The organism is Pseudomonas sp. NFACC42-2 (genome assembly GCF_900116055.1).
Classification (GTDB): Bacteria; Pseudomonadota; Gammaproteobacteria; order Pseudomonadales; family Pseudomonadaceae; genus Aquipseudomonas; species Aquipseudomonas marginalis.
Genome location: NZ_FOZO01000001.1, coordinates 630,319 through 648,811, shown reverse-complemented (window position 1 = coordinate 648,811; position 18,493 = coordinate 630,319). Strand labels below are relative to the sequence as shown.

At 63.2% G+C, this 18,493-nt stretch carries 12 protein-coding genes; 1 reads left to right on the top strand and 11 read right to left on the bottom strand.

Annotation, left to right across the window (positions count from 1 at the left end; translation table 11 throughout):
• Nucleotides 1-43 precede the first annotated feature (43 nt).
• From BM416_RS02910 to BM416_RS02875, 8 genes are all read right to left on the bottom strand, one after another.
• Entirely contained in the window at nt 44-1,684 is a 1,641-nt protein-coding gene (locus tag BM416_RS02910) for a BatD family protein (protein ID WP_092485175.1), read from the bottom strand.
• The gene (locus BM416_RS02905) at nt 1,681-3,420 is read right to left on the bottom strand and encodes a tetratricopeptide repeat protein (protein WP_092485172.1); all 1,740 of its coding nucleotides are present in this window, start codon (nt 3,418-3,420) and stop codon (nt 1,681-1,683) included. The genes BM416_RS02910 and BM416_RS02905 overlap by 4 nt, the downstream gene beginning before the upstream one ends.
• Nucleotides 3,417-4,505, bottom strand: a complete 1,089-nt coding sequence (locus tag BM416_RS02900; protein WP_092485169.1) for a vWA domain-containing protein — start codon at nt 4,503-4,505, stop codon at nt 3,417-3,419. Before BM416_RS02900 ends, BM416_RS02905 begins: the two co-directional genes overlap by 4 nt.
• Entirely contained in the window at nt 4,498-4,992 is a 495-nt protein-coding gene (locus BM416_RS02895) for a DUF4381 domain-containing protein (protein ID WP_065927988.1), read from the bottom strand. The genes BM416_RS02900 and BM416_RS02895 overlap by 8 nt, the downstream gene beginning before the upstream one ends.
• The gene (locus BM416_RS02890; RefSeq protein ID WP_027608569.1) at nt 4,989-5,921 is read right to left on the bottom strand and encodes a DUF58 domain-containing protein; all 933 of its coding nucleotides are present in this window, start codon (nt 5,919-5,921) and stop codon (nt 4,989-4,991) included. The genes BM416_RS02895 and BM416_RS02890 overlap by 4 nt, the downstream gene beginning before the upstream one ends.
• 5 nt (nt 5,922-5,926) lie before the next feature.
• On the bottom strand, nt 5,927-6,886 hold the full coding sequence (locus tag BM416_RS02885; RefSeq protein ID WP_003174327.1) for an AAA family ATPase: 960 nt from the start codon (nt 6,884-6,886) through the stop codon (nt 5,927-5,929).
• A 187-nt stretch (nt 6,887-7,073) separates the two neighbouring features.
• Nucleotides 7,074-9,644, bottom strand: a complete 2,571-nt coding sequence (locus tag BM416_RS02880) for a S8 family peptidase (RefSeq protein ID WP_092485166.1) — start codon at nt 9,642-9,644, stop codon at nt 7,074-7,076.
• 125 nt (nt 9,645-9,769) lie between these two features.
• Entirely contained in the window at nt 9,770-10,123 is a 354-nt protein-coding gene (locus BM416_RS02875) for a hypothetical protein (RefSeq protein WP_092485164.1), read from the bottom strand.
• 491 nt (nt 10,124-10,614) lie between these two features.
• On the opposite strand from BM416_RS02875, the gene BM416_RS02870 reads away from it, so the two are divergent.
• On the top strand, nt 10,615-15,483 hold the full coding sequence (locus BM416_RS02870) for an NAD-glutamate dehydrogenase (protein WP_092485161.1): 4,869 nt from the start codon (nt 10,615-10,617) through the stop codon (nt 15,481-15,483).
• Between the two features lie 84 nt (nt 15,484-15,567).
• On the opposite strand, the gene BM416_RS02865 is transcribed toward BM416_RS02870, so the two are convergent.
• The 3 genes from BM416_RS02865 to BM416_RS02855 form a co-directional block, all read right to left on the bottom strand.
• On the bottom strand, nt 15,568-16,254 hold the full coding sequence (locus BM416_RS02865; protein ID WP_092485158.1) for a GntR family transcriptional regulator: 687 nt from the start codon (nt 16,252-16,254) through the stop codon (nt 15,568-15,570).
• A 17-nt stretch (nt 16,255-16,271) separates the two neighbouring features.
• Nucleotides 16,272-16,973 (bottom strand): FadR/GntR family transcriptional regulator, encoded by a 702-nt coding sequence (locus tag BM416_RS02860; RefSeq protein ID WP_027608565.1) that lies wholly within the window; start codon nt 16,971-16,973, stop codon nt 16,272-16,274.
• Nucleotides 16,974-17,061: 88 nt separating this feature from the next.
• Nucleotides 17,062-18,387 (bottom strand): C4-dicarboxylate transporter DctA, encoded by a 1,326-nt coding sequence (locus BM416_RS02855; protein ID WP_175539031.1) that lies wholly within the window; start codon nt 18,385-18,387, stop codon nt 17,062-17,064.
• Between the last annotated feature and the right edge of the window lie 106 nt (nt 18,388-18,493).

Genomic DNA, 18,493 nt, shown 5'->3' with positions numbered 1-18,493 from the left:
GCGTTGATTTGATTTTGTGGAGTGTCAGGAATGTAGCGGGGGGTTATTTGGGATACAGCGGCGGCAAGCTGGTGGTGTCCGTCGCCGGGTCCTGCTCGCGCTCGGCCATGGGGATGGCCTTGACCGCACGCCACAGTTCTTCACCCAGCCAGTATTGACCGCTCTCGCTGTACAGCGCGCCATTGAGCCCATCCAGTGCATCCGACAACGGCACGAACCGTGCCGCCATATCCGCCAACGTTTCCGGCTGTTGCCGCGCCCAGGCATCCAGTGCCTGGCGGGTGGCCTGGGGGTCGTTGGCCTGGGTGGCACGCTTGAGGTCGTCGAGCAGGGTGCGCGGGCTCGGGCCGGTTTGCGCGGCGCGCAGTACCGCCGGTTGCCGACGGGCCCGCCACCACAGGCCGAAGCCCAGCAGGGTGGTGCAGGTCAGGAGCAGGGTGCTGAGTTGCCACAGCCACAGGCGGCTGTCGTCCGGTGCGGTGATGATGGTCGGGGTGGCCGGCGTGTCCACCGCCAGGCTGGGGTTATTGGCGACTTGCAGGGTGCGGGCGGGCAGGCTGGTGCGTTCCAGATGGTCCTCGTGGGTGTTCCACCACACCACCTCGACGGCAGGCAGTTCCAGGGCGCCGACACGGTTGGGCACCAGGGCCTCACGGTCTTCGCGACTGCCGATCAGGCCACGGTCACTGCTCTGGTTGCCGAGCACCGGCTGGTCCGGGTAGCGACGCAGGCCGTTGATGTCGGTGCTGGGCAGAGCGGGCAGTTGGGCGCTGGACAGGCCCTCGGCCTTGACGGTCAGGCTGCGGGTCAGGGAGTCGCCGACTTGTACATGCTCAGGTTCCGGGTTCCAGCTCTCGGTGAGCGTGAGGCTGCGAGCCGGCAGCCAGGGGGCATCGACGGGGTACAGCGCAGGCTTGGGCTTGACCGCCAGTGGCAGTGCCGCCGAACTCACGTGGATCAGCTTGCCGGGCTTGGTGCCCTGCAGTGTGTTTTCCTGGGGCGGACGCGACTCCACCAGCGTGGCGCTGAACGTCTGCGAGGGAATCTCCAGGGTGCCGCTGTGCTGCGGGTAGATCGCGTAGCGGGTTTCGATCACGCCATGGCGGATGCTGTTGATGACCTTTTCATAGGTACGCGACTCGCCCAACTGTTCGACACGGGCATCGGGGATCTGCAACGGCGTCAAGCTGCTGTCGTCGTACAGCGACACCGAGTGGTAAACACGCACGGTCAACAGTGCCTGGGCCTGGACATAGACGCTGGTCTGGTCGAGGTTGGCTTCGACAAACACCGGGGCCAGCTCGGCGTTGGTGTCCTGGCTGGTGGTTTCCAGCACTTGCAGGCTGATCGGCTGGGTCGTGTACTCGCCCACTTGCAGCGGCGGAATCACCACCGTGCCGTTCTGCTTGGGCAGCAGGGTAATGATCCAGCGCGTGGTCGCATGGTTATCGCCGCCCAGCGTGGTGAGTTGGTTGAGCTGGCGCGTGCCGCTGACTTCGAATTGCGCATCCAGGGGCGACAGGTCGGGTTTGCCGAACTGGGTGACATCGCTGGATTCCACCGTCAGTTCCACCGTTTCCCCGGAATTGAGGCGGTTGCGGTCGACGCTGGCGACCAGGCTCGCCGCCTGGGCGTGGCCTGCCGACAACGCGAGTAGAAGCAGAAGGGTGGTGCGGCGGCTCATCGAGTCTTGTCCTGATGCTGTTGCTGTTCGTACCAGAATTTGCGTCGCAGCAGTTCGCCGGGATTGTCCGGGATCTCCTGCAGCCATTGTTCCAGGGCCTGGCGGTGTTCACCGTCGAGGTTGGCGTCGGCAGCAAGCAGCGGCGGGGTGGTGGTGTGCTCATCGCCCAACTCGCTGCCCGGCACGTCGTTGCCAGCGGCTGGCGGCGGGGTGCCGGCCTGGGTATCGCCGCTGCCGGCTTCGCCCTGGCCCTGGGACGACTGCTCGCCACCTGTGGCATTTTGCCCAGTGGCGCCCGGTTGCGCAGTTTGGCCGGGTTGGGTGGTTTCGTCATCCTCGTTTTTTGCCGGCTTTTCCGGCTCCGGTTCTGCCTGTTCCTGGATCAGGGTTTCTACCAGGGCCTTGTTTTTCAGCGCCGGTTGCAGGTCGGGCTGGGCTTCCAGCGCTTGTTCGTAGGCGTCGATGGCCGCTTCCAGCTCACCGGACTTGGCCAGGGCGTTGCCGCGATTGTAGTGGGAATAGGCGTCGTTACCCTCGGCAAACCGCTTGATGGCCTCGGCGTAGTTGCCGGCCTCGTACAGGGCGACGCCTTGCCATTGGGCATCCTCGAAATGTTCGGCGGCTTCGGCGGGGCGTTTCTGCTTGAGCAGGTATTGGCCTTGCTGGTCCGGCCGCAGCCACAGATCCTGGAATTCAAAGGCATAGCTGGGTTGCGGCGCGCCCAACAGCAGCAGCGGTAAAAAGAACAACCAGCCGCGCCGCCCGGCGCAGGCGGCCAGCAGCAACAGCGGCAGCAGCAACCAGTAACCCTGGTCGGCCCAGGTGTCGAGGTGCAGTAACTGGCCATCGTTGCGCAGGGCTTGGGGTGGGTCCAGCACGCCGAGCTGGCGCAGGTCTTTATCGTCCAGGCGTGCGGCCCGGTAGCGGCCGCCCATTTCGCTGGCGAAGGCCTTGAGTGTCGGGCTGTCGAGGCGTGGCACGAGGATCGCGCCTTGTTCGTCCTTGAGGAATTCGCCGCTTTCCTGGGTCACCGGCGTGCCTTCACGGCTGCCGATGCCCAGGATCGACAGGCTTGGCGCCTGGTTGCCCTGCAGCAGCAGGCGAATGCCCTGGCGTTCCTGTTTCGACAGCGATGAGCCGACCAGCAGCAGGCGACCCTGGCCCAGGCCGCCATGCTTGAGCAGGTCCAGGGCTTTTTCCACGGCCAGGTCGGCACGATGGCCGGACTCCGGCATGATCGAGGGGCGCAGGGCTTCGAGCAGGTTGCGGCTGGTGGCCAGGTCGTCCGACAGCGGCACCAGGGTGTGGGCGCTGCCCGCATAGACGACGATGGCGGTTTGCGCATCGCTGCGCGCCTGCAACAAGTCGTAGAGCTTGCGCCGTGCCTGTTCGAGGCGGTTGGGCGGGCTGTCGGTGGCGAGCATTTCCGGGGTCAGTTCGAGCAGCACCACCAACGGGTCGGAGGGTTTCTGGCTGGTTTGTTCAACCCGTTGCCAGCTGGGACCCAGCAACGCCAGCACGGCCAACAGCCAGGCGAGGCCCAGCAACACCCACGGCGATTTGCTTTCGCGCCCGCTGCCACCGCTGAGCAGTACGGCGTGAAAGGCCGGCGGCAGGATCATCTGCCAGCGCCCGGCGCGCTTTTGCCGATGCCACAGCTGCCACAGCAACCAGCCGAGCAGCGGCAGCAGCAAGAGCCACCAGGGGCGGAACCAATGCGGCCACAGGGCGATCATCGACGCCTCCGCAGACGCAGGCGTTTAAGGCGCTGGCGCCATTCCGGATGCTGTTGCAGGAAGATCCCCTTGCTCGACAGTTTGTTGAACCCGCGTTGCAGGGCGTTATTCGGCCAGCGTTCGTGGATCACCAGCAACATGCTCAGGATCAGCGCCAGGGCCAGCGGTCCGCTGTACAGCGCCTGCGCCGGGCGCGCCTGGGTCGGTTGCTGTTCGACGGGCTCGAGCTTGTCCAGTGTCTGCTTGATCGCTTCCAGCTCTTGGCCATCGCGGGCACGGAAGTATTGGCCTCCGGTGGCTTCAGCGATGGCCTTGAGCGCCGGCTCGTCGAGGTCCAGGCTCGGGTTGACGCCAAGGATACCCAGGGAGCCGGTTTGCTCAGGGTCGGCGCCGATGCCGATGGGGTAGATCTTCACCCCTTCTTCGGCCGCGAGGCGCGCGGCGGTCAGCGGGTTGATCTGCCCGGCGTTGTTGGCGCCATCGGTGACCAGGATCAATACGCGGCTTTGCGCAGGGCGCTGGCGCAGGCGTTTCAGCGCCAGGCCTATGGCATCGCCAATGGCGGTGTTCTTGCCGGCGATGCCGATGCGCGCCTCATCCAGCCAGGTGCGCACGGTGCGGCGGTCAAAGGTCAGCGGCGCTTGCAGGTAGGCCTGGCTGCCGAACAGGATCAGGCCCACGCGATCGCCTTCGCGGCCTTCGAGAAAGTCGCCGAGCAGGTGCTTGACCAGGTTCAGGCGGCTGATGTCTTCGTCCTGCCAGTGCATGTCGGGGAAGTCCATGGAGCCGGACACGTCCACCGCCACCAGCAGATCGCGCCCACTGGCGGCAATCGGCAGCGGTTCGCCGAGCCATTCCGGGCGCGCGGCGGCGGTCAACAGCAGCAGCCACAGCACCACGAAGGGCGCCTGTTGGCGCCAGCCCGGCAGGTTCACCCGCGCACGGCGGCGGGCCAGGCTTTCGAGATCGCCGAGGTAGCTGACTTTAAGGGCGGGCTCGCCGCTGTCGGCCGCCGGCAGGATGAACCGCATCACCCAGGGCAAGGGCAGCAGGATGAAGATCCACGGCCAGGCGAACTCAAACATGTTTGCGAATCCAGGTGTCGACCGCTTGGGTCAGGCCGGCGATGGCCTTGTCGTCGAGTTTGCATTCGGGTTTGTAGGCACCTTCCACCAGCACCATCCAGCGCGTGAGGCCGGCGGCCGGGCAACGGTTGTCGAGGAATGCCAGCCATTTGCGGCCGTTGAGGGTATGGCTCTGGCTATAGGGATAGTCGTTGCGGCACAGGCGCTTGAGCAGGCCATTGAGCTGTTGCAGCCAGGCACCGGCGGGCGCGCCATCGTAGGGTTTGGGCATCAGCGCCAATTCCGCCAGGGCGGCGATGCGCAGCGGGTCCAGCGGCTGTTCGGCACGGGCCAGGGGGCGTCGAGTCGGCAAGAAGCGGCGCAGCGACCACAACCCCCAACCCAGCAGCGGGATGACCAACAGCAACAGCCACCAGCCCGGCGCGGGCGGCCAGAAGCCGATGGGCGGCGGGGCGATCAGCGGTTGCAGTTGGTCGAGGCTGCTCATTGCTTTTTAACCGGGCGTTGCGGGTTGAGGTATTCGCGCAGTTGTTCGACCATTTCGCTCTGGGTGCTCAGGGGCATCAGCAGGATCCGCAGTTTCTGCGCGAGCAGTTCCCAGCGGGCGATGCGCGCTTCGGCCTGTGCCTTGTAGGCCTGGCGCAAATCGAAGTTCAGGGTATCCAGTTCCAATTGCGCCCCGCGCTGCGCAAAACGCAGCAGCCCGGCGGCAGGGAGCGCGTGGTCCAGCGGGTCGGAGATCGGCAACAGCAGCAAGTCGCAATGGCGTGACAGCAGGCTCAATTGCTGCTCGGCGCCCTCGGTGAGGGCTCGTTCGTCGCAGATCACGATTACCAGGCTGCCGGGGCGCAGCACTTCGCGGCCACGGCGCAGGGCCATGCCCAGGGCGTCGGCCTCCGGGCGGCTTTCGGTGTCCAGGCTCTGGTTGACGCGCACCAGGCGGTTGAGCAATTGCAGCAGGCTTTGCTTGCTGCGGCGCGGCTTGATTTCGTAGTGCTCGTTGTCGCCGAACACCAGCCCGCCGACGCGGTCGTTGTGCCCTAACGCGGCCCAGCCGATCAGGCTGGCGGCTTGAGCGGCGAGCACCGACTTGAACATCTGCCCCGAGCCGAAAAACAGCCGGCAGCTTTGCTCCACCATGATGAAAATCGGCCGTTCGCGTTCTTCGTGGAACAGCTTGGTGTGCGGCTCCTGGGTGCGCGCGGTGACGCGCCAGTCGATGGTGCGCACGTCGTCGCCGGCCTGGTACACGCGCACCTGGTCGAAGTCCACACCGCGCCCGCGCAGCTTGGAGTGGTGCAGGCCGATCAGCGGGCTGCGCTGGCTTGGCGTGGAAAACAGCTGCACTTCGCGCACGCGGTGGCGCATCTCGATCAGCTCGCTGAGCGTGACGCGCACCCCATCGCTTGCGTTCATCGACTTCAAGCGACGGCAACGACGTCGAGAATGCGTTGCACCACACGGTCCTGGTCAATCCCGGCCGCTTCGGCTTCGAACGACAGGATGATGCGATGACGCAGCACGTCGAACAGCACCGCCTGGATGTCTTCCGGGCTGACAAAGTCGCGACCGGCCAGCCAGGCATGGGCGCGCGCGCAGCGATCGAGGGCGATGGAGCCACGGGGGCTGGCGCCGTAGGCGATCCATTCGGCCATTTCCGGGTCGAACTTGGCTGGGGTGCGCGTGGCCATGACCAGTTGCACCAGGTATTCCTCCACCGCATCGGCCATGTACAGGCCGAGGATTTCCTTGCGCGCGGCGAAGATCGCCTGCTGGCTGACGCGGCGTTCGGGCTTGGTTTCGCCGTTGAGGGCTTCGCCACGGGCCTGTTGCAGGATGCGCCGTTCGACGGCGGCGTCGGGGAAGCCGATCTTGACGTGCATCAGGAAACGGTCGAGCTGGGCTTCGGGCAGCGGGTAGGTGCCTTCCTGCTCGATGGGGTTTTGTGTGGCCATCACCAGAAACAGCGGGGACAGGTCGTAGGTACTGCGCCCGACGCTGACCTGGCGCTCGGCCATGGCCTCCAGCAGCGCCGATTGCACCTTGGCCGGGGCGCGGTTGATCTCGTCCGCCAGCACCAGGTTGTGGAAGATCGGCCCTTGCTGGAACACGAAGCTGCCGGTTTCCGGGCGATAGATCTCGGTGCCGGTGATGTCGGCGGGCAACAGGTCGGGGGTGAACTGGATACGATGGAACTGCGCTTCGATACCTTCGGCCAGCTCTTTGATGGCCTTGGTCTTGGCCAGGCCTGGTGCGCCTTCGACCAGCATATGGCCGTCGGCGAGCAGGGCGATCAGCAGGCGATCGATGAGTTTTTCCTGGCCGAGAATCTGCGTAGAAAGAAAGGTTCGCAGCGCGAGCAGCGCTTCACGATGTTCCATCGATGACGGTTCCTGGAGAGATGAGCCTGTGCGTCATGTAACAAACGACAGCCTGGGGCGCCTACTTTAATGCATGGCAGGGGGTGGCGACTAACGGCACGCGGGGTATTTTTAGCAAAACTTGTAGGAAAATTGTGTGAGAGGCCCAAAGGGCGGCGAGCAGGCGTGCCCGCTCACCGCCTTTGCTTCAACGGCAGGGCACCCCGGTATGCCAAGGCTGGCTGTGCTCGGCAGAGTTGAGATCCGGGCGTTTGTCGCGGTTGTAGTAGCTCTGTTTGTAGACCCTGCCGTTGTACGACACCGACTCTGCGTAGGTCGAATACACCTTGGTGGGCGACCACGCCGGAATGTCGCGGCAACTGCCCGAAGGTGGCGGGGCCTTGACGGTGATCGGTTTTTCCAGTCGCAGCGTACCGCCGCGTCCGTCACTGACCACGACACTGACGATGACGCGGGTATCGCCGGTGACGGCAGGGGCGGTGAGGATGACGCTGCGGGTATTGCCGATGGTGCCGGTGAAGCCGGTCGGGCGCGTCCAGGTGTAGCTCATCGGGTCGCCGTCAGGGTCGCTGGTGTTGGCGATGAAGCTCACGGCCTTGCCCGAATCGACCGTTTCGCTGCCCTGCAGGCTGCCGACGGGTGGGCGGTTGGCGGGGGTGCCGGTGGTCACCGTGAGGTTATGGCTGGCGGTTGCGCGGCGCTCCCGTTCATCGGTGACGGTCAGGGTGATGACGCGTGTTCCCGCCGTATTCGGAGCAATAAAGCTGCTGGACGCTTGCGACGAAGAATCCGGGTTGAAGCCAGTGGCCGCCCAGGCGAAACGCAAGCCTTGGCCCGTGGAGGAAGCCCCCGATAACAGCACCGCCTTGCCGGCTTCAATACTGGAGGGGCCGGTGATCCTGGCGACCGGCAGGCCGCTGCCGCAGGTGCCCAGGCGCCGCCAGGGTTTGGCGGAGCCGGTTTCAACAAAGTTCAGATCGGGACGAGCGTTTTGTGTCCAGTGCGCCACTTGGTAGTTGTAACCGCTGTAGGAGACTTTTTCGCCAGCGGATGCATATACCTTGCTCGCAATCCAGGGGGCGGCGCAGTCGCCGACCGGAGGCGTGTCAGGGGCCTTGATGGTCATGTTTTCCCTCAGGTTGAGGGTGTGGGTGCCGTCGGACACCGCCACGGAAATCGAGGTCAGGGTATCGGCGGTTACAGGCGGGGCGGTCAATGCCAAGGTCGGTCCATCCCCGTCCGGAGGGGTAAACCCGTCGGCATTCCAGCGATAGGTCAACGGTTTTTGCGTGGGCGATTCAGCATAGACATGGCCGTTGAACGTCTCTCCCGATTTGGCTTGCTCGGGGATGGCCAGCCGGCCCGTGGGCGGTTGGCCGACGTCGTCGGCAAGCAGTTTGCGGATGGCGGCCTCCAGGTCCGGTTGCACGCCAATCTCGGTACGGTTGCCGTTGGCTTGTGGATAGCCGGTTTCTACCAGGATTCTGCGCAGTTCCTTGGGGGCGAGGTTGCCCAGGCCATTGGCCCGCGCCACACCTTGCAGCGATGCCATTACCCCGGCAATGATCGGGTTGGCGGACGAGGTGCCGCTGTAGGTGTGGGTATAGGCGCTGGTGGGGTTGGCGGTGCTCCAGGTCGTCGTGGTGACGGAACCGCCCCAACTGAACAGGTCGACGCGTCTGCCATATTGGGAGAAATAGGCTCTCAGGCCGGTGGTGGGTGTGACGGCGCCAGCATAAATGCTGCCGGAATCGAATTTATTGCGATCAAAGTAGCCGTTGAAGTAGGGGTGATCCAGATTGATATTGCCGTTTGCCGCAGCCAGTACGACATGCGCACCTTTTTCCATCGTCATATAGGTGATGATGTCGCGTACCGTGCTGTTGTATTCCATGGGCATGTAGCAGTTCTGGCTGCAACCTACCGCTGGAAAGGGCGTGTAATTCATATGCACGCCCAATTGCACCACATCGCCGGGGCTCAGCAGTTCAGCGGTCTGCATCAGTCGGCTGGTGCCATATTGCGAATAGCCCAGTTGTGCATGGGGCACGATGCCGGTGGTGCCGAAGCCGTTGTCCCTGGAGCCGATGGTGCCGACGCTGGCCGTGTCGTGGTAGCCAGTAAGAGCCCCTGCATCGACTTCCAGGAAAGGTTTGGGCAGGTCCACGTGGTTGTAGGCCCAATGATCGATCTCCGAAGAGATCACCCGCATGTTGTCGCCCTTGCCACCAGGTACGGCCCAGGCCTTCACCGCGTTTACACCGCCGATGTTGTAGGGCGGTACGGCTTGTCGGCCGAGCAGGTAGTACTGGCGTCCGGTATGGTCCGGTATGCCGCTGCGCGCACTGCCCGCGATGGGTTCGGCCTTGTCCTCGTGCATGCCCTCCACCACGGGTTCAAAGTCGACGTCTTCTATGGCCGGGTCTTGCTTGAGTTGCTGGCGCAGTGCGTCAGCCTGCCTGTGGTTCAAGTGGCGGGTGTCGACGATGTAGTAGCGGTCCAGTCGATGCCGGCGCAGGGCTTCTACATCCCCCAGCGTGCGGGCCTTGCTCGGCGTTACCAGCGGCTTGATGTTGGGCACGCGGTGCTGGAAGGTGCTGGAGGGGTCGACGAGGTCCTGAAGATTTCGCGACCTGGATCCGTCGTCTTTGATCAGCAGGATCAAGTGTGAGTAGTCAATGTTGGCTGCGGATGCCGCCAGCGCTGATGAAGCAGTGGCCAAAAGGCCAATGGCCAGAAACTTGCTGATGGATTTCATCGAGGCACCCGTGCAGTCACCGTTGCTTTGCTCAGCTAAGGCCGGAAACACGGGGCCGGGTACTGTTAGAAATAACAGTACCGACCAACGGTCGAGGGCATCGGTGAAGGCTGCGCCAGTGCGATTCAGGCGCGGATGTAGGTGCCGGTGCCCTTGAGAATGTTCTGCAGGGTTTGTTCCACTTCTGCCATATCCGCTGCGGCGGTGGCGTGGGTTATCTCCAATTGGTCCTTGCCGCCCAGTGCATCGGCATCGCCCGCCGCCAGCTCTACCCGCAATGTCGTGTCGCTGAAGGTGACTTTCAGCCCATCCAGGGTCGACGGCTCGTAGTCCCAGGTCAGCTCCACGTCGTCTTCGTCGGGGTAGCGGGTGAGCATGAACATCTCGCCGTTCCTGCCGTGGCAGCAGAGCATGGCCATGTTGTCTTCTTCGTCGTCGCACGGGGTGGCCATCAGGGCGTCGGTTTTCAGTTGCAGCATGGGGAATCCTGTCTGGGGTAGGGCGTTGCGTAGGCAATTGTGCCATTGCGGCGAATTTTGTGCTGCTTCCTGTGTCAGACCCAGCGCATGACCTGACGGGCAATACCAGTCATTTTCGGTACTCGGGGCGGGGAAAATAGCCGGTTTTTCTACCAGGAATTCCGGGTTGCCCAAGTCGCAACCCCAAGCCTGCGTACCGATGACCGAATATGTCGCAGCACCGCAAGCACCCGGCTTCCCACACTCGTTAAGCTGCGCAACGGATGTGCACGTGCCAGGCGCCTGACCTGCCCGTCGTACCGTCACCCGGCAAGGTGCGCATCTTATGGAAGTTGTATGTGACCTCATTGTCTTGTCCAGCTTCACCCACCTGTCACCCTGATTCGTTTATGGTGCTTAACTCGTTACCTGCGAACAGAGCTGACGGTCTCCCCACCAGGGGATAACACGCGACGCTTCCATCAATAACAAGCCCAAGCGGAGTACCACAGATGGCGTTCTTCACCGCAGCCAGCAAGGCCGACTTCCAGCATCAACTGCAAGCGGCACTGGCGCAGCACATCAGTGAACAGGCACTGCCACAAGTGGCGCTGTTCGCTGAACAATTCTTCGGCATCATTTCCCTGGATGAACTGACCCAGCGTCGCCTTTCCGACCTGGCCGGTTGCACCCTGTCTGCCTGGCGCCTGCTTGAGCGCTTTGATCACACCCAACCGCAAGTGCGGGTCTACAACCCCGATTACGAACGTCATGGCTGGCAATCGACCCACACCGCGGTCGAAGTGCTGCACCATGACCTGCCATTCCTGGTGGACTCGGTACGCACCGAGCTGAACCGCCGTGGCTACAGCATCCATACCCTGCAGACCACCGTGCTCAGCGTGCGCCGTGGCAGCAAGGGCGAGTTGCTGGAAATCCTGCCCAAGGGCACCCAGGGCGAAGGCATCGAGCAAGAATCGCTGATGTACCTGGAAATCGACCGCTGCGCCAACGCCGCCGAACTGAACGTGCTGAGCAAAGAGCTTGAGCAGGTGCTGGGCGAAGTGCGCGTGGCCGTGGCCGATTTCGAACCGATGAAGGCCAAGGTCCAGGAGCTGCTGGAAGGTATCGACGCCAGCCCGTTCGGCATCGACGGCGAAGAAAAAGCCGAGATCAAGAACTTCCTGGAATGGCTGGTGGGCAACCACTTCACCTTCCTCGGCTATGAAGAGTTTGTGGTACGTGACGAGGCGGACGGCGGTCATATCGAATATGACGCCAACTCGTTCCTCGGTCTGACCAAGCTGCTGCGCGCCGGCCTCACCGCCGACGACCTGCGCATCGAAGACTACGCCGTGTCGTACCTGCGCGAGCCGACCGTGCTGTCGTTCGCCAAGGCCGCGCACCCGAGCCGTGTACACCGCCCGGCTTACCCGGACTACGTGTCGATCCGCCAGATCGATGCCGACGGCAAGGTGATCAAGGAATGCCGCTTCATGGGCCTCTACACCTCGTCGGTGTATGGCGAAAGCGTGCGCGTCATCCCGTATATCCGCCGCAAGGTCGCGGAAATCGAACGCCGCTCCGGCTTCCAGGCCAAGGCGCACCTGGGCAAGGAGCTTGCTCAAGTCGTTGAAGTGCTGCCCCGTGACGACCTGTTCCAGACCCCGGTCGACGAGCTGTTCAGCACCGTGATGTCGATCGTGCAGATCCAGGAACGCAACAAGATCCGCGTGTTCCTGCGCAAAGACCCGTACGGTCGTTTCTGCTACTGCCTGGCCTATGTGCCGCGCGACATCTATTCCACCGAAGTGCGCCAGAAGATCCAGCAAGTGCTGATGGATCGCCTGAAAGCCTCGGACTGCGAATTCTGGACCTTCTTCTCCGAATCCGTGCTGGCGCGCGTGCAGCTGATTCTGCGGGTCGACCCGAAGAACCGCCTGGACATCGACCCGCTGCAACTGGAAAAAGAAGTGGTGCAGGCCTGCCGCAGCTGGCAGGACGACTACTCCAGCCTCGTTGTGGAAAGCTTCGGCGAAGCCCACGGCACCAACGTGCTGGCGGATTTCCCGAAGGGCTTCCCGGCCGGCTACCGCGAGCGTTTCGCTGCGCATTCGGCCGTGGTTGACATGCAGCACCTGCTCAGCCTCACCGAAGCCAACCCGCTGGTGATGAGCTTCTATCAGCCCCTGGGCCAGGTGTCCGGCCAGCGCGAGCTGCATTGCAAGCTGTATCACGCCGATACCCCACTGGCGCTGTCCGACGTGCTGCCGATCCTGGAAAACCTCGGCCTGCGCGTGCTGGGTGAGTTCCCGTACCGCTTGCGTCATGCCAACGGCCGCGAATTCTGGATCCACGATTTCGCGTTCATCGCCGCCGAAGGCGTGAACCTGGACATCCAGCAGCTCAACGACACCCTGCAGGACGCGTTCGTGCACATCGTGCACGGCGATGCCGAGAACGATGCGTTCAACCGCCTGGTACTCACCGCCGGCCTGCCATGGCGCGACGTCGCGCTGCTGCGTGCCTACGCCCGTTACCTGAAGCAGATCCGCCTGGGCTTCGACCTCGGCTACATCGCCAGCACCCTGAACAACCACACCGACATCGCCCGCGAGTTGACCCGGTTGTTCAAGACCCGTTTCTACCTGGCGCGCAAGCTCACCGCCGATGACCTGGAAGACAAGCAGCAACGCCTGGAACAAGCGATCCTCACGGCCCTGGACGACGTCCAGGTGCTTAACGAAGACCGCATCCTGCGTCGCTACCTGGACCTGATCAAGGCCACCCTGCGCACCAACTTCTACCAGACCGACGCCAACGGCCAGAACAAGTCGTACTTCAGCTTCAAGTTCGACCCGCGCGCGATCCCCGAGCTGCCCAAGCCGGTGCCGAAGTTTGAAATCTTCGTCTACTCGCCGCGTGTCGAAGGCGTGCACCTGCGCTTTGGCAACGTGGCCCGTGGCGGCCTGCGCTGGTCCGACCGTGAAGAGGACTTCCGTACCGAAGTGCTCGGCCTGGTCAAAGCCCAGCAAGTGAAGAACTCGGTGATCGTGCCGGTGGGCGCCAAGGGCGGCTTCCTGCCGCGTCGCCTGCCACTGGGCGGCAGCCGTGACGAAATCGCGGCCGAGGGCATCGCCTGCTACCGCATCTTCATTTCCGGCCTGTTGGACATCACCGACAACCTCAAGGATGGCGCCCTGGTGCCGCCGGCCAACGTCGTGCGCCATGACGACGATGACCCGTACCTGGTGGTGGCAGCGGACAAGGGCACCGCGACCTTCTCCGACATCGCCAACGGCATCGCCATCGACTACGGCTTCTGGCTGGGCGACGCGTTCGCCTCCGGTGGTTCCGCCGGTTACGACCACAAGAAAATGGGCATCACCGCCAAGGGCGCGTGGGTCGGTGTGCAGCGTCACTTCCGTGAGCGCGGCATCAACGTGCAGGAAGACAGCATCACCGTGGTGGGCGTCGGCGATATGGCCGGCGACGTGTTCGGTAACGGCCTGTTGATGTCCGACAAGCTGCAACTGGTCGCGGCCTTCAACCACCTGCATATCTTTATCGACCCGAACCCGAACCCGGCCACCAGCTTCGTCGAGCGCCAGCGCATGTTCGAGCTGCCGCGTTCGGCCTGGACCGACTACGACACCAGCATCATGTCCGAAGGCGGCGGTATCTTCTCGCGCAGCGCGAAGAGCATTGCCATCTCGCCACAGATGAAGGAACGCTTCGACATTTCGGCCGACAAGCTGACCCCGACCGAACTGCTGAACGCCTTGCTCAAGGCGCCGGTGGACCTGTTGTGGAACGGCGGTATCGGTACCTACGTCAAGGCCAGCACCGAAAGCCATGCGGATGTGGGCGACAAGGCCAACGACGCGTTGCGCGTCAACGGCAACGAGCTGCGCTGCAAGGTAGTGGGCGAGGGCGGTAACCTCGGCATGACCCAGCTGGGCCGTGTGGAGTTCGGCCTCAATGGCGGCGGCTCCAACACCGACTTCATCGACAATGCCGGTGGTGTGGACTGCTCCGACCACGAGGTGAACATCAAGATCCTGCTCAATGAAGTGGTGCAGGCCGGCGACATGACCGACAAGCAACGCAACCAGTTGCTGGCGAGCATGACCGACGAAGTCGGCAGCCTGGTGTTGGGCAACAACTACAAGCAGACCCAGGCCCTGTCCCTGGCTGCGCGCCGAGCCTACGAGCGTGCCGCCGAGTACAAGCGCCTGATGAGCGACCTGGAAAGCCGTGGCAAGCTGGACCGCGCCATCGAGTACCTGCCGACCGAGGAGCAGCTCACCGAGCGCGCTTCCACCGGCAAGGGCCTGACCCGTCCGGAGCTGTCGGTGCTGATCTCCTACAGCAAGATCGACCTCAAGGAAGCGCTGCTCAAGTCGCTGGTTCCGGATGACGACTACCTGACCCGCGACATGGAGACCGCGTTCCCACCGAGCCTGGTGGCCAAGTTCGGCGAAGCCATGCGTCGCCACCGTCTGAAGCGCGAGATCGTCAGCACCCAGATCGCCAACGACCTGGTCAACCACATGGGCATCACTTTCGTGCAGCGACTCAAGGAGTCGACCGGCATGAGCCCGGCGAACGTGGCCGGTGCCTACGTGATCGTGCGCGACATCTTCCACCTCCCGCACTGGTTCCGTCAGATCGAAGCCCTGGACCACCAGGTCTCCGCTGACGTGCAATTGCAGTTGATGGATGAGCTGATGCGCCTGGGCCGTCGCGCCACGCGCTGGTTCCTGCGCAGCCGTCGCAACGAGCAGGACGCCGGCCGTGACACCGCGCACTTCGGTCCGCACCTGGCCGCGCTGGGCCTCAAGCTCGACGAACTGCTGGAAGGTCCGACCCGCGAAGGCTGGCAGACCCGCTACCAGGCCTACACCGAAGCCGGCGTGCCGGAGTTGCTGGCGCGCATGGTTGCAGGCACGACCCACCTGTACACCTTGCTGCCGATCATCGAAGCCGCTGATGTGACCGGGCATGACGCAGCCGAAGTGGCCAAGGCCTACTTCGCTGTCGGCAGCGCCCTGGACCTGCCGTGGTACCTGCAGCAGATCAGCGATCTGCCCGTGGCCAACAACTGGCAGGCCCAGGCCCGCGAAGCGTTCCGCGACGATGTGGACTGGCAGCAACGGGCGATCACCATTTCCGTCCTGCAAATGGCCGACGCGCCACAGGACATGGAAGCCCGCGTGGCCCTGTGGCTTGAGCAGCACAAGGACATGGCTGATCGTTGGGTCGCAATGATGGTGGAAATCCGTGCTGCGGTCGGCACGGACTACGCCATGTACGCGGTGGCAAACCGTGAACTGCTGGACCTGGCGTTGAGTGGTCAATCGGTGCTGCAACCGGCTTGATGCCTGGGTAAAACCAATGTGGGAGGGGCGGTGCGACGATTCGACTTGCTCCCTCCCACATTTGGATCTTTATCTATCCGGATATCAGTGGTGTTTCAGTAATTTGCTTTCCAGGTGATCCAGGTGCCGGGTCATCAAGCCCACCGCAGCAGTCACATCCCGCTGCTCAATCGCATCCACAATCGCCACATGCTCCTGCCACGCGCAATACGTGCAGGCTTTCGCTTCGAATTGGGCAATGATCAGCGACGTCAACGGCACCAGGCTGTTGAGAAACTGCGCCAACGGCGCGTTACCCGCCATCTGCGCCAATTGCAGGTGAAACTCCCCTGACAACCGAATCGCCGGCCCACGTTGGTTGCGGTCTATACCGTCGCGTTCCCGTGCTATCAGCTCGCGCAGCTGGCGTATCTGCGTGGGCGTGGCCTGGGCGCAGGCCAATTGCACCACCGTGATTTCGGTCATGCGCCGCGCTTCGAGGATCTGCCGCGTCTGCTGGGCATCCGGCGCCGCGACCTGGGCACGCTGGTTGGGGCGCAGGATGACCACTTGCTGGTGGGACAGCTTGGCCAGCACCCGGCGAATCACGCTGCGGCTGACGCCAAAGGTTTCGCCCAGGCCTTCTTCGGTAAAGCGGCTGGATGGGGCGATGCGCTGTTCGAGGATGGCGTCGAACAACCGTGGGTAGATGTCGTCCACCGAAGGCTTTTTTCCGGCCACCAGGCGCAGGGCAGGAATGATCGGATCGCGTTGCAGGGCGTGGGCGGTCATGGCCTGTCTCCAAAAAATCAGTTGCCGAGATGGTCGTCCGGGATGTTCAAGTGAATGCCCATGCGCAGGCCTTCCTGGAGGATGTGCCGACGCATCTCGGCACTGGCCAGGGCGCTGTTCTTGTTGCGGATGGCGCGTACCACCGCTTCATTTTCCTGCAGGCGTTCCGCCAGGTGCTCGGGGGAGTTGCGCAGTACCTGGGCGCTTTGCTTGAGGGCGGTGCTGGTTTGCTGCACCACGTTCTGGAAGATCGGGTTGGCGGTCAGCGCGAACAGTTCTTCGTGAAAATCGAGGTAGGCGTTCATGCCGGCTTCGGCGTCACCGGCATCCAGGGCTTCGCGCATGTCCATCAGGGTCAGGCGCAATTGGCCGACTTCCTTGCTGCTGATGGACTGGGCCACCAGGCCGACGATAAAGGGTTCGAGGGTGTAGCGCAGTTGCAGGATGTCTTCGAGGCTGGCATCGGCCACGGCGTCGCTCGATTGTGGTTCGCTGACGCTGGTTTCCAGCACGACCACACCTTTGCCGGGCATGGAGCGCACCAGGCCGAGGGTTTCGAGTACGATCACCGCTTCACGCAGGCTGGGGCGGCTGATGCCCAGCTGTTCGGCGAGTTCGCGCTGGCCCGGGAGCATTTCGCCCCGGCGCCACTGACCCTGCTTGAGTGCGGCGCGGAGTTTTTCTACGACTGAATTGACGACGGTTGAGGTGCTGATCACGTCGATACTTCCTTAATGTTGCTAATACAGTCATGTGGGGGAGGGCAAGCCCCCTCCCACATTAGCCAGTGTCGCCCATGAGACAGCGTTAGAATTCCTGGTGCGCCGGTGATACCGGCTTCCTGGCCTGGAAGGCATAGCCTTGCTGGCCGTCGAGCACCTTGTTGGCGCGTTGGATATCGATGTCTTTTTCCCAGCGGGCGATGGCCACGGTGGCGACGCAGTTGCCGATCAGGTTGGTCAAGGCGCGACCGATGCCCATGAACCAGTCCACCGCCAACACCAGCACCAGGCCGACCACCGGAATCGCCGGGATCGCCGTAAGCGTTGCCGCCAGAATCACCAGCGCGGACCCCGGAATCCCGTGGGCGCCCTTGGAGGTGATCAGCGACACCAGCAGGATGGTCAGCAGATCGGTCATCGACAGTGGCGTGCCGGTGGCGTTGGCGATAAACACGATGGCCAGGGTCAGGTAGATCGAGAAACCGTCGAGGTTGAACGAGTACCCGGTGGGAATCACCAGGCCCACGGTGGAGCTGCCGATGCCCAGGTGTTCGAGTTTGCGCATGACCTGCGGCAGCACCGCGTCGGAGGAGGCGGTGCCCATCACGATCAGCAGTTCTTCACGCAGGTACTTGAGCAGCGGCAGCATGCGCAGGCCCGACAGGCGCATCACCACGCCGAGGATCAGCGCGACGAAGGCAAGGCAGGTCAGGTAGAACAGGCCCACCAGGCTGCCCAGGTGTTGCAGGGAGTCCAGCCCGTAGGTACTGGTGGTGAAGGCGATCGCACCAAACACGCCGATGGGCGCCAGGCGCACGATCATGCCCATGATGCGGAAAATCACATGGCTCAGTTCATTGATCAGCCGAGTGATACCGGAGGCCGCTTCGCCCACCAGGTTCAAGGCGCTGCCGAACAGCACCGAAAACAGCAGCACTTGCAGGACATTGTTGTCGGCAAAGGCGCCGATCACCGAGTTGGGGATCAGGTCCATCAGGAACTGGCTGGTGCCCTTGATGTGCTGGCCCTTGTCGGCCAGTTCATTGAGACCGGCGGAGGAGAGCTGTTCCAGATGGATATTGGCGCCGGTGCCGATCCCGGTGCTGAAGGCCATGACCAGGCCGATCACCAGGGCGATGGTGGTGAGCACTTCAAAGTAGATCACCGACTTGAGGCCGATGCGCCCGACCTTCTTCAAATCGCCGGCCCCGGAAATACCACTGACCACCACGCAGAACACGATCAGGCCGATCAGCATCTTGATCAGCTTGATAAAGCCGTCACCCAGGGGTTTGAGTTGCGAGGAGAATTCGGGAAGGGCCAGGCCGCACACGATGCCGAGCATCAGGCCAATCACGACTTGCAGGAAAATCGAACGCGAGCACCATCTGAGCATGGGAGGGATCTCTATTCGGTGCCCCGGTGGTTCCAGGGCTTAATTGTTGTGGTCATACCGGTAAGTCCAGTGCGTCGCCAGTCTAGGCCAGGTATTTTTGAAATCACAAGTAAAAATTCGG